This window comes from Bradyrhizobium sp. BRP22 (assembly GCF_020194175.1).
Taxonomy (GTDB): domain Bacteria; phylum Pseudomonadota; class Alphaproteobacteria; order Rhizobiales; family Xanthobacteraceae; genus Bradyrhizobium.
On record NZ_JADYVX010000003.1, the window covers coordinates 306453 to 319406 of the forward strand.

Genomic DNA, 12954 nt, shown 5'->3' on the forward strand with positions numbered 1-12954 from the left:
ACCTCATGATCGGCCTCGTTGTTCTTGCCGCGGCCGTCGCACTCCCGTTCTATGTCGACAGCCGCTACGTCATCGGCCAAGTCACGCTCGGCCTGTTCTATGCAATCGTCGCCTCGCAGTGGAACCTGCTGTTCGGTTTCGCCGGCGTCTTTTCGCTGGCGCAGATGGCCCTGTTCGGCTTCGGCGGTTACGCCACAGCGATGCTGTGCTTCTATTTCGGCATGAATGTCTGGGCCGCGATGCCGCTCGCGGCGGCCGCGACCGTGCTGTTCAGCCTCGTAATCGGTGCAGCATGCCTGCGCCTGAGCGGCGCCTATACCGCGCTTCTGACCCTTGCGGTCGCGCAGGTGATGTATCTCTTGATCGTCACCGACACCGACTGTTTCATCATGGTCGGCACGCAGTGCCGGCAGTTTACCGGCGGTGCGGTCGGCTTCGCGCGCTTCGGCGACCTCGGCACGCGCGCGATGTTCAAGACCAAATACCTGGTCGCCAACTATGCGCTGGTGGTGATCTTGTTCACGGCGACCATGCTGTTCACCTGGGCCATCATCCGTGGCCCGATCGGGCTGGCCTTCCGCGCGCTGCGCGACAATCCCGGCTGCGCAATGGCCCGCGGCATCAGCCGCTTCCAGATGCAGCTACTCGTGTTCGGTCTTTCGGCGTTCTTCACGGGACTGGCCGGCGGGCTCTATGCCGCGCATTTCAACGCGATCGGCCCCGGTGTCCTGTCATTCTCGCAGCTATTCTTCATCATCGCGATGGTGGTCGTGGGCGGCATCGGACGGCTGTGGGGACCGTTGGTCGGCGCCATCGTGCTCGTCGCCGCCGATGAGGCGATGCGGGAGATCGGCGAATTCCGCTCGCTCGGGCTCGGGGTCATCATCGCCGCCGTCATGGTGCTGATGCCGAACGGCCTGATCGGCCTGTGCGAGAACATTTGGGACAGACTGCGCCGGCTGCGCACGCGCAGTCCCGCGCTCGCCGCCGAGGTGTCCGGCGACACGCCCGCGTGAGGAGATCGGACATAACAACTTCGCCCGCTGCGCCGGGCTGCGAGCTTTGCGGTGACTTTGGACCGATGGAGTGAGAGATGTACGATACGATCATCGTGGGCGCCGGTTCGGCCGGCTGCGTGCTGGCCAACCGGCTGTCCGCCGATCCGGGCCGCAAGGTGCTGGTGCTGGAGGCCGGCCGTGCGGCCCCGCTCGCTTCCGATATCCCGTCGGACTGGCCGACGATGTTCAACACGGCGGTCGATTGGGGCTATTACACGGAGCCTCAGGCAGGTTGCCGGGGCCGCCGCGTGTTCTGGCCGCGCGGCAAGATGGTGGGCGGCTCGGGCGCGATGAATGCGATGATCTACATCCGCGGCCTGCCGTCTGACTATGATGGCTGGGAAAAGGCCGGCTGCGCCGGCTGGGGCTGGCGCCATGTGCTGCCGGATTTCATAGCGTTCGAGAACAATGCCGATTTCACGGATAATCCGCTGCATGGCACCAAGGGTCCACTGTATGTCGCCAGTGTCCCGTTCGTCGATCCCAATGAGCGGTTGTGGCTCGAAGCTGCGAAGGCGGCTGGCTACAAGCACAATCTCGATTTCAACGGCGAGAGCCAGGAAGGCGCGGGCTTCTTCCAATTCGTCATCAAGCAGGGCGAACGCTTCGGAACCGGCAAGGCCTATTTGCGGCCCGCCCTGGAACGCTCAAACCTGACGGTCAAGACCGGTGTCCGCGTGATCCGCGTCGTCATCGAGAAAGGCCGCGCGACCGGCGTCGAGTATCTCGAAAACGGACAGATCAACACGGCACACGCAGCCAGCGACGTCGTGATGTCCTCCGGTGCGATCGGCTCCGCGCAGCAATTGCTGCTGTCGGGTATCGGTCCGGCGGACGAGCTCAAGGCCATCGGCGTGACGCCGGTGCATGACCTGCCGGGAGTGGGCAAGGATCTCCAGGACCACATCAACATTCCGATCACCTTCTACACCAGGGAAAAGATCGGCGTCGGCGCGTGGACGGACGAAAGCCTGGAGGCGAGTTTGAAGGAATGGCAGGAGAGCCGGAGCGGCCCCCGCTCGTCTCCATGGGTCGCCGCCGGGGCCCATGTTCGCAGCCGTCCGGACGTCGAGCCCGATCTTCAGCTCTATGGCGCCATCAGCCCGCACCGCGACTACGTGCGCTTCCTGTCCTCGAAGCCTGGCATCACGCTGCATTCAACGTTGCAGCGGCCAAATAGCCGTGGCGAGTTGACGTTGCGCTCGGCTGATCCGCTCGAGTATCCCTCGATCGATCCGCGCTACTTTTCATCCGATTCGACCGGTCAGGATCTGCGGACCATGATCGAGGGCGTCCGAATCAATCGTCGCATCGCCGGACAATCGCCCTTGAAGGAGCTGATCGAGTGTGAAGTTACGCCCAGCGCGGAGGCGGAAAGCGATGCCGAGATCGCCGAATATGTGCGGGGCCATTGCACGACGCTGTATCATGCCTCGTCAACCTGCCGCATGGGCACTGACAAGATGGCGGTCGTCGATCCCAAGAGCTTCAAGGTTCACGGTCTCGACGGGCTTCGCGTCGCCGACGCCTCGGTGATTCCGGTCATGATCTCCGGCAACATTCAAACACCGACGATCCTGATCGCCGAGCGAGCGGCCGCGGCCGTCATGAGCTGAAGGTGCGCCCTACATGAAGAAGCGGAATCGATAACTGCAGAACCGAGGCCATTCGTCCTCTTCACGTTTGGCGCCGAACCGATGCAATCGGTGGGATCCTAGGTGCGCCTACGGTAAGAAACGCAACAATCGGGTGTTGCGCGTCCAAGATTTGAACCTGCTCGGGAGTTTTCGAAGCGGTACTTCGCGCACAAGAGGCGGCATTTGGCGGATTATCAAAGCGCCGCTAAGCCAATTACGCTGCGCGCCGATAACAAAACAGGGCCTCCGAAATAGTGGGTTGAAATTGGCGCGGTGCGACTGGGAGTCGAACCTGGCGTCCGCGCAGGTTAAGCTGATGCTCTTTGCGCACTGATTTGCTGGGAAATTTCGACGATCACGTCGAATGCCGCGTCTGCATCGGCTTCTTTCATATCGAATGAACCCGCCTGAAATCGGATGACGAACTGCCCATCGACTTTGGTCTGCGTGAGATAGATCCGTCCGTCGTTGTTGATCGCGTTGATCAGTCGAAGGTTGTGTTCATCAAGGTCGGCAACGTTCTTCGGCTCATGGCGAAACGAGAACAAGGAGAGCAGGGGCCCGGTTGTCACGCGAAAATCGGCTGTCCTTGTCAGCCGCGCCCCAAGCTCCTCCGACCAGCGCACATGATTACGGATCATGGTGCGTAACGCATCCAGCCCATAGGCTCGCAGCAAGAACCAGATCTTCAAGGCGCGGAAGCGGCGGCCAAGGGGTATGCTCCATTCTGAGTAGTTGATGATGCCGTCATGGCCGTGCGTCTTGAGGAATTCTGGGTGAATGGCCAGAGTTCGCACCAGGCTTTCGGGATCGCGCAGAAAATGCGCAGAACAATCGAACTGCGCGCCGAGCCATTTATGGGGATTGAGAACCAGAGAGTCGGCCAGCGCGACTCCCTCCCACAGATGGCGAAACTCCGGGCAGATCATCGCGGACCCGGCCCACGCTGCATCGACGTGAACATAGAGACCATGTCGCCTCGCAACTTCACAGATTCCGGCGACATTGTCAGTTCCGCCTACGCTGGTACCTCCGACACTGGCGACAATACCCGCGGGTAAATAACCAGCTTGCTGGTCCGAGACAATTGCAGCGTCCAATGCTGCGACATCGAGGCCGCGCATTTCGCCAAGGACCGGAATGCGCACAAGATTGTCCTCGCCTATTCCCGAAATCCAGATGGCGCGATCAATCGAGGTGTGCACCTGATCCGAACTGTAGATCCGCAATCGCGGTTGACCCGACAGTCCCTGCTTATTGCCTGACCATTTCAATGCGCGCTCGCGCATGACAAGAATCGCCGCCAGCGTTGCCGATGATGCGGAGTCCTGAATGACACCCCTGAAGCCTTCAGGCAGACCCAGCGCCCTGCGCAACCAGTCCAGGACACGAGTCTCCAGCTCGGTTGCAGATGGTGAGGTTTGCCAAAGCATGCATTGGGCGGCGATCGCCGACACAAATTGCTCGGCGATCACTGACGCGGGGGCCGCATTGGCCGGGAAATAGGCAAAGAAGCGCGGATGCTGCCAATGGGTGATACCAGGCATCACGATTCTTTCGAAGTCCGCAAAAATGGCATCCATCGGTTCCGGCGACTCGGGCGCGCTTGGAGGAATGGCATTAAAAATAGCTCCGGGCATTGTCTGAGCCCGGACGGGACGATTGCGCAGATCCTGGCGATAATTCACGCCCCAGTCAGCGGCCTTATGGCTCCAAATACGAAACTCATTGTCGTCCATCGGAGCCTCGCTATCGGCCGTTTGCTCTATATCGGGCGTTTGCTTTATCGAAGAGCCGAATGCTGGCCAAAGTCACGATCCCGTGACGTCCAAACTCTTCCGCATGCTCCGTTTTCGGATGGCTGTTCGTCCTCGTGCTCTATCTGGCGATGGTTACAGGCCAATGGCCGCTTTCATGGTCGAGCCGTTTCCGGCCCGCATCCGATACACATCGCTTTCGTTTCCATTCCATATTGGAGCAGGTTGGGTCAGGGAGCTCAGCTTCTCGTTACTGAGGTCGGCAGCCTTGATACGGTATAAGGATCGGCCCGTCTGAGCGGGTACGACATTCTTGCCCGCCTCGTTGCTCTTCAGCGAACGCCATCGTCGCCAAGGCAATAGAGAGCTCGGTACTGCGGATCGATCTACTCAGAGGAGCTCTCCATGGCGGAGGACCTTGATATCTTTTTGCGGAGAGTGCCAGTTGCCGCGACGTCGATAGCTGCTGGCGGTGGATTTTACGCTAAAGTATATCATCATTCGTGGTCCGAGTTGGCGGCGCCGCCGATCGGCAATCACGAAGTCGTCCTCGTGCTGAAAGGTTGCGGGATGGCGCGGCGAACGCTGAGCGATGGAAGCAAGCAAGCCTTTCGCTTCCGCCCTGGACTTCTCGCTGTGACTCCCGCCGGCGAAACCCAACAGATCTCTCTTTCCGGAGAAAGCTTGGCTATACACTTCTACGTCGCTCCGAGTCGGCTCCTTTCGGTCGTCGGCCGAAAATTCGATCTTCCATCCGCTTTTGGTGCGAAAGACGACGCACTTTCGTCGCTTGGACGATTACTGTCCGTCGAAATGCTGACGGGGTCGCCCTCGGGATCCTTATTCAGCGAGCATTTGGCGGGCGCTGTATTGGAGCGTCTGCCGCTGGGTTTTGGTCAAACCGAGACATCGGACTGCCGTCGCGAACGATTGGCTCCGTGGCAATTGCGACGCGCGAAGACACTTATTCGAGATAACATCCGCAAGAGCTGGTCGCTCGAAGAACTTGCCGCGAAAGTCGGAACGAGCACAAGCCATTTTTGCAGAGCGTTCCGCAACTGCGAAGGAATTCCGCCATATCGGTATCTGATCGGATTGAGGGTCGAGCACGCGAAGATGCTACTGACGGTCTCGTCGATGCCGCTTTCCGCGGTCGCGGAGGAAGTTGGTTGCGAGACTGTCGCCCAGCTTTCTCGCCTTTTCAGGCGAGAAGCAGGTAAGAGCCCAACAGCATATCGCCGCGAGTTCGAACGGTGAATAATTCCGAGCAAAATCGCAATCCAAGTTGATCCGAGCATTTTGAGATCTTTCCGTTTCCCGGGCTCGAGCGTTTAAATGCACCTCGGCGCACTCTTACGGTTACGGACAGGCAAATGACGCTCGGCGCGAATACTTCGGTAGGGCCCTTCTCCACCGCCCAGGAATTTTCCCTAGCACTCAACAGGAATGAGCTGAGCGCTGAGGAACTGTTGATGGCGACCGTCGAGCGGATCGACGCGATCAACCCGACCGTCAACGCTATCGTCGCCATTGACGTGGATGCCGCCCGGAAAGCGGCAAGAGAGAGTGATCGGAGGCGCGCTGCGAACGCGGTGCGCGGACCGCTCGACGGCATAGCGATGACCGTAAAGGACAGCATCGCTGTCGAGGGACTTCCGGCCACCTCGGGTTTTCCTCCGCTTGCAAATTATCGGCCGAACTCCGACGCGCCGAGCGTGTTACGATTGCGACGCGCAGGCGTCACCATCGTCGGAAAATCCAATTTGTCCACGATGGCAAGTGACTTTCAGTGCGACAATCCGCTTTTCGGCACCACGCGGAATCCTTGGAGCCCGGAGATGACGTCTGGAGGTTCGTCGGGAGGCGCGGCCGCGGCCTTGGCGACAGGCATGATACCGCTTGAACTCGGCAGCGATATCGCCGGTTCGGTCCGTCAGCCGGCCCATTTCTGTGGGCTTTACGCACACAAGCCTACTTTCGAAATCTATCCGCAACTGGGCCATGTTCCACCGCCGCCGGGGGTCATGAGCCTAGCCGACATGGGGGTGCTCGGACCAATGGCGAGGTCCGCCCAGGATTTGAAGCTGGCGTTGGAAGCTCTCCTCATCGAAGAGGAGAGCACACGGCGCGGGCGGTGGACGCCCAAGATGCCGCCCCGCCGTTTCGAGCGTCTTTCAGCAGCTCGCATCGCAATTTGGTCGGACGACGATGCGTCGCCGGTGGATCGCGCGACCTCGGACATGATGGAAACCGTAGCCGCGCAACTCGAAAAAGCGGGGGCTACTGTTGACCGATCCGCTCGACCGTTCTCCCGTCTGACCGAAGTGGCCGACGCCTATTTTCAGCTTCTTATGCCTATACTGCTCGGCAGTTACGAGCCGCGCGAGTTGGAAATCATGTCCGCGCGTAGCCCGCATGCAAAGTTCGTGAAATTGATCTGCGCCGGCAGAGGGCAGACTTCCGCGTTGATGGCGGAGGCGAAAGAGGTTCAGGCGAGAGCGATTTCCTCGTGGCGTTCTTTCTTTGAGCGGTTCGACGCCTTGATTTGCCCGGTAGCACCACACGCCGCTTTCCCGCACAATCTTTCGCTTCCATCCGTCGAGCGCGAATTGGTCGTCGATGGCCGCCACTACCCTTATTGGGATCATGTTATTTGGTGCGGCGCGCTGGCCAACTTCGCTTATCTTCCGGCGACGGCAAGGCCAGTCACCTTCACTTCCGCCGGACTGCCCATGGGAATCCAGATCGTAGGCCCGTATTTGGAGGACCGAACACCGATCCACGCAGCTGAGCTGATGGACGATCTATTCGGAGGCTTCGTACGACCTCCGCGATTTGAGGAAAACGCACATGGAAATCGAACTCAAGCGTCTCATTGACGAAGCTTGCCGACACTTCGAACGAAACTTCTCCGCGGGAGACGCGGCAAAACTCGTGAACGAGTACTATGATTCAGATGTCTTGATCGTTGCGGAAGGCATCGGTCGTCTGGAAGGTCACGAGGGGGCAGTCCGATATTTCGAAGGTGCGATGGCGAAGTATGCCGCCTGCGAAATGGCGACACAGGAGATTCTTCCGACCTCGTTCGGTGCGATCGAGACGGGATATGTGAAACTGACGCCTGGAGAGGATGCCGCGTCCACGACGCTCGTCTATGCCGTTTCTTGGCGCCGAGAAAACTCCAGCATGAAAGTCGTGTTGGACTATTTCGCTCCGGCGACGATGTAGTTCGCCCATAGACATTCCGCGACCATCGCCGGATTGCGTCACCCACTATTCGCCAGCGGTGGCTAAGCGCGTGAGATTCTTGCTTGACCGTTCGACCGACATCGCGGATGCGCCCGCGCGGCATCAACAGCTTGTTATCGGCGTTGGTCGTGTGAAGTCCGATTCTTGCAATCCACCGGCCTCTCCTGTCGCTAACGTCGCCCGGATTGTGGTTTCCGGTGGAACCACCGACATAAGATCACCGAGGAGCGAAGGCACGTGCAAACCTCCGAGCAAGAACTATCGACCGTGCAGAGCATCCCAAACGAGGCTGCCGATCGCATTCTCTCGGACATCAAAGCTCTCGCCCCGACGATCGCGGCGCGTGCATCTGAAGCCGAAGCGGCGCGGCGCATTCCGGCCGATATCTTTCAGATGCTCAAGTCGGCCGGAATCTTCCGCATGGCTGCGCCTAAAAGTCATGGCGGCCTGGAGCTTGATTTACCTGCGGTTGGCCGCGTCATCCAGGCACTCGCCAAAATCGACGGCTCGATCGGGTGGATGGGCATGGTGGCCGGCGCGACGGCCACTTTGCTGCCGCTCCTCCAGCGCGAGACCTACGAGGACGTCTATCGAAATGGTCCTGATGGTTTTCTCGCAGGAGGGGGCCAGCCCGTCGGAACCGCTGTCGCAGAGGCCGGCGGATTTCGGGTGAATGGCAGATGGCCGTTTGCGAGCGGGTGTGAGGACGCAGACTGGATCGCAGGAACCTGCGTGCTGACGGAAGACGGGAAACCTGTTCCAGGTCCGGCCGAAGGAATGCCGGCGATACGCGGTGTGTGCCTGCCCGCTGGCCAATGGCAGATCGAGGATACCTGGCAAGCCCCTGGACTGCGGGCCACCGGCAGCCACCACGTCGTGCTCAAGGATGTTTTCGTGCCGGCAGAAAATGCCGTCGATATGGTTTCCGCTCGACCTTGTCTTCCGGGGCCGCTCTACACCGCTCCAATGCAAATTGTACCGCTATTGCATGGTCCAGTTGCATTGGGGCTTGCTCAAGGCGCGCTCGACGACATCATCGCGACAGCACAGAGCGGCAGAAAACAGCAGCGCGCGGCCGTGTCGATGCGAGACTCGGAAATCTTCCACTACGAGCTCGGCCGTGCGCAGGCGGAGTTCCGCGCCGCTCAGGCGATGTACGAAGTTCAAACGTTTAGCCACTGGCGCCACGCTCTTGCCCGGACGTTGGATGGCGACGCCCTGTTCGCGGAGGCAACCCAATCCATGGTTTGGGTGACTGAAGCGTGTCTACGGGTGGTCCAGACTTGCTTCACGCTGGCTGGCGGCGCGGCCGTCTCCGACTCATTGCCACTGCAGCGAAGATTGCGCGACATGCAGACCGCCGCTCAACACGCCGCTGTCCATCAGCGTCACTATGCACAGGCGGGGAAACTTCTCCTTAGCTAGAGTTGAAACCTAATTGACAACGGTGAGACTCAACTAGTCGGGGAAGCCACGAACGTTAACATGTCGAGGCCGAGCATGCTTCAGATTGCCCCGTTTCCCATAAGCATTCCCGAGCATGACCTCGACGACCTACATAGGCGGCTTGATCTCACTCGGATTCCAGAACCCGAGACAGTGCCGGACGCAACCCAGGGTATAGAGCTTGACCGCCTGAAGGCCCTTCTAAATGCCTGGCGGCAGCACGACTGGCGGGGATTGGAGGAACGGTGGAACGCGATACCCCATTATCGAACGCAACTCAGCGGCCTGAACATCGCGTTTTGGCATCTCTGCTCACCTGAGCGCTCTGCGATTCCTGTGTTACTGACGCATGGTTGGCCGGGTTCAGTACTCGAGTTCGAGAAGATCCTCGGGCCGCTCACCGATCCAGTCGCGCACGGCGGCTCGGCAGAAGATGCCTTTCACGTGGTCATCCCATCCATTCCCGGTTTTGGGTTCAGCGACCGACCCCGCGAACGTGGCTGGAACCCCAGCCGTACTGCGCTAGCGTGGGCCGAGCTGATGTCGGGTCTCGGCTACGAGCGGTTCGGCGCACACGGCGGTGACTGGGGAGCATTCATTAGCATCGAGCTGGCCCGTCTCGTCCCCGACCGGGTCTTTGGCCTGCACCTAACAATGCCACTGGCGTCCCCCTTGCCGGACGATCAGATCTCCGCTGACGACAAGGAGAAGCGCATGATCGAGAAGCGTGGCCAATTCCTCATGGACGGCTATGGCTTCGGGATGATCCAGGGCACGCGCCCTCAGACGCTTGGTTACTCCCTGCTCGACTCACCAGCCGGCCTTGCCGCGTGGCTTGGTGAGAAGCTGGTCGCGTTCGCGGACACGCGATCCGAGGCTGGCGGCGGGGTCAGCCTCGCACAGCAGTTGGACAATATTGCCCTGTACTGGTTCACCGGCACCGGTGCCTCGACAGCTCGCTGGTACTGGGAAGCCATGCGATGGAGACCGCGGAGTGCGGAGGAGGAGAACGCGCGCCCAGTGACTGTGCCCACAGCTTGCACGCTGTTTCCGGCCGAACCGTACCCGATAGCCCGTCGATGGGCCGAGCGCCGTTTTCACAACCTCATCTCATGGAACGAGATGAGTCGCGGGGGACATTACCCAGGCTGGGAACAGCCGAATATTTTGGTTACCGAACTCAGAAGCGCTTTCCGGCATGCGCGAAGCAGTTTGAAGGGCGAGGCATAGGCGATGGCCTGCTGCCCGGTCAAAAATCCCCGTATCCTACTATTGATCCCCTCAGTGCGCGGCCATGCGTTGCGGCAACGAGCGATGTCGAAGATGCGTATTTGCTGAGAAGATATTGTCTGGCACGGAGTACGGCGCTCTTCCGGACCGAGCAAGCTTCACGGTGTATGCGGAGCGCCTTGTCGGACGTTCCGCCTATCTGCGCGCCAAGTCTATCGAAAACGCCTTGACGCCAGGTAGCACCTGAAGGTGATAGGGACACGAGCGAGTGGGACGCGGTCGCAAAGCCAAGTAGAGCCGGGCCGACAGCCTTCGGTCACCGGTGACAACAGATTGCGGTCAGATCACGCTCGTGATTCGTCTGGCAGTCGCGCACAAACGGTTCGCGTGTCCGATTTCTCCAATCCGCCGGCGGGCCAATTGTGTATTGAGGCTGGGCCATCGCCCCAACGACGGCCGGCCCTTAACACAATCTGTCAGAGCTCTCCTTTTGGATGCGAACATGATTGCCCCCCGATCCGGCGAGGATCGGCCCTCCATGAGCCCACAACCAAACCGCACCAGGCCCTTCGCGGACAGCAACGCGCAGAGATGGGTGCTCCTCGTCGATAACCGGTTCGCGATCCGAGACCGATTGGTCGACTACCTCGAGAGCGGCCACATGCACGTTGCCGCGGCTTCCGATCTAAAGCGCGCGTTATCGAAATTCGATGCGCTGCAACCGTGCCTTGTGATCCTTGTCCTCGCACCGGGTTGGCTCAACGCGTCCGACGTTCTGCGTGCAATCCGATCGCGTTCGGTAAATTGCGGAATCATCGTCCTTTTCCGGGAACAACAGGGCTGCTGTGAGGCGGAGCGTGTGAGGGTGCTGGAGCTTGGCGCGGACGATTGCGTCTCCGAGAAGATCAGCATGCGAGAGCTGCTGGCGAGGACTCGCGCAATCCTGCGAAGGCGCAAGCCTCAATTGGTCGCGCCTGGAGGCCATCGGGGTCCAAGCGGCTGCCGGTTCGGTGGATGGATCCTCGACCATCATACGCGCCGCCTCACTGCCCCTAATGGATGTGAGGCCGTCCTGACCAGAAGCGAGCATGACTTGCTCGCGGCGTTCCTCAACGCGCCCCAGCGGCCGCTGACACGCGAGCAGCTGATGAACGCGACCAGCATGCACGAGGACAAATTCGACCGCAGCATCGATGTCGGGGTTCTTCGACTGCGACGGAAGCTGAAAATCGAATTGAAAGCAACGGAAGTGATTCGAACCGAACGTGGTGTCGGTTACGTGCTGGACGTGCCAGTCGAGCGGCGAGGGAAGGAGGCTGAGATCTCTTCCTAGGCTAGGTGTTTTGATGTTCTGCGCTCTTAACTCTAAGGGCATAGAACCTCTTTTTGCGCTGAAGTCGAACGAGCGAGATGCGATGATAGCTGGCATAGCACTCTTCGATGCGTCGTCCGAGTGGAAGAGCTTCGGAAAGCGGGTCATCGTCGCCGACGAGGTTCTCGGTGGCGGACTGGCACGGAGAGCCCGATCGCGCCAAGTGCGGTCGGGGCGGACCGTTGTTCGTCCAGTGGCGGAGGATAGCGGAAGCCAGCAGCGAACACGCCGAAGCGGCAATTGGACGTAGGCATTAACGTGATTTGGCCGAGCTTTGACGTGTGCCCGAGTCTTTGCCGCAACCCGTTCCCGAATGGACCAGTTCTGCCGGCGACACGCCCACAATCTCGGTAAATTCATTGATCATGTGTGCCTGGTCGGAGAATCCGAGCTTATAGGCGACGTCCCGCCAGGTTGCTCCCCGAGCTCGGGCCGCCATCGCGCTTTCGATGCGAGCAATTCGGGCGAACTGCTTGGTACCCATGCCGAACATCTTGTAAAAGTTGCGCAACAGTTGACGTTCGCTGATATCGATTCGGGCGGCGAGCTGGCAGACCCGCAACTGAGGATTCCGTCGCAGGAGAGCTGCGGCCCGGGAGGTGACCAGTTCAGCTTGGCGTATGCGCAGATTTGCATGAAAGAATTTCTCCACGCAGGCAAACCGCTCGGCGCTGGTCCTTGTATACGCTAGAATCTCCTCCAGCCGGGATATCCGGCTCGCAGGGAACAGCTCGTCGAGCCCGATCTGAGCATCGAGGAAATCCAGCATACGCTCACCGAGAAGGTTGGCGGCCGCCTCGGCCCTGAGGCGTATCACGATCACGCCGAGCGCTCCGCCTGGCTGCACGATGACGAGACCGCTTTGCAGCTTGGTCGCACAGTTACGGCGATCCGGTTGGCGAAAGGCCTGGGCTCCGAAACGCCGAGTCAAGGCCGGTGGCGTGCGATAGTTGATCACAAGAACCGGGCTGGTGCCCGGAATGATCTTAAGGGTGAGCGCTCGCGCCTGATCGGGACAAGGGATATCCCAATCCGCCATTTCGTCGACGAGATGTGCCAGCAGGGAAGATTTACCAAGTACCGGACCAGCATACTGAGCCGGGTGCATCATGGTCCGCACGCCATGTTGGTTGAGATGCACGTGGTTCTCGGTCGTCAACCGTTGCCGCATCGGCGGTGACAAGGGCGAGCTTTCCTTCGGCGAG

The 12954-nt window shown here is 60.1% G+C and carries 10 protein-coding genes; 8 read left to right on the forward strand and 2 right to left on the reverse strand.

All coding sequences use genetic code 11. The features are described from left to right. Positions 1-5 precede the first annotated feature (5 nt). Positions 6-1016, forward strand: a complete 1011-nt coding sequence (locus I6F35_RS06025) for a branched-chain amino acid ABC transporter permease (protein WP_225116734.1) — start codon at positions 6-8, stop codon at positions 1014-1016. Positions 1017-1093: 77 nt separating this feature from the next. Next, entirely contained in the window at positions 1094-2674 is a 1581-nt protein-coding gene (locus tag I6F35_RS06030) for a GMC family oxidoreductase N-terminal domain-containing protein (RefSeq protein ID WP_225116735.1), read from the forward strand. Between the two features lie 329 nt (positions 2675-3003). Here the strand turns inward: I6F35_RS06030 and I6F35_RS06035 are convergent, their stop codons facing one another. Beyond that, positions 3004-4434, reverse strand: a complete 1431-nt coding sequence (locus I6F35_RS06035) for a pyridoxal-dependent decarboxylase (RefSeq protein ID WP_225116736.1) — start codon at positions 4432-4434, stop codon at positions 3004-3006. A 423-nt stretch (positions 4435-4857) separates the two neighbouring features. Between I6F35_RS06035 and I6F35_RS06040 the strand changes: the two genes are divergently transcribed. From I6F35_RS06040 to I6F35_RS06065, 6 genes are all read left to right on the forward strand, one after another. Next, entirely contained in the window at positions 4858-5709 is an 852-nt protein-coding gene (locus tag I6F35_RS06040; protein ID WP_225116737.1) for an AraC family transcriptional regulator, read from the forward strand. Positions 5710-5825: 116 nt separating this feature from the next. After that, complete coding sequence (locus I6F35_RS06045) at positions 5826-7331, forward strand: amidase family protein (RefSeq protein WP_225116738.1); 1506 nt, start codon at positions 5826-5828, stop codon at positions 7329-7331. Next, on the forward strand, positions 7303-7680 hold the full coding sequence (locus I6F35_RS06050) for a hypothetical protein (RefSeq protein WP_225116739.1): 378 nt from the start codon (positions 7303-7305) through the stop codon (positions 7678-7680). Before I6F35_RS06045 ends, I6F35_RS06050 begins: the two co-directional genes overlap by 29 nt. Positions 7681-7938: 258 nt before the next feature. Beyond that, positions 7939-9126, forward strand: a complete 1188-nt coding sequence (locus tag I6F35_RS40440) for an acyl-CoA dehydrogenase family protein (protein ID WP_225116740.1) — start codon at positions 7939-7941, stop codon at positions 9124-9126. A 75-nt stretch (positions 9127-9201) separates the two neighbouring features. Beyond that, positions 9202-10377 (forward strand): epoxide hydrolase, encoded by a 1176-nt coding sequence (locus I6F35_RS06060; RefSeq protein WP_225116741.1) that lies wholly within the window; start codon positions 9202-9204, stop codon positions 10375-10377. Positions 10378-10915: 538 nt separating this feature from the next. After that, positions 10916-11710, forward strand: coding sequence for a response regulator transcription factor (locus I6F35_RS06065; RefSeq protein ID WP_225116866.1), 795 nt, complete (start codon positions 10916-10918; stop codon positions 11708-11710). Between the two features lie 292 nt (positions 11711-12002). Here I6F35_RS06065 and I6F35_RS06070 read toward each other — a convergent pair whose 3' ends face one another. After that, complete coding sequence (locus I6F35_RS06070) at positions 12003-12932, reverse strand: AraC family transcriptional regulator (protein WP_225116742.1); 930 nt, start codon at positions 12930-12932, stop codon at positions 12003-12005. Between the last annotated feature and the right edge of the window lie 22 nt (positions 12933-12954).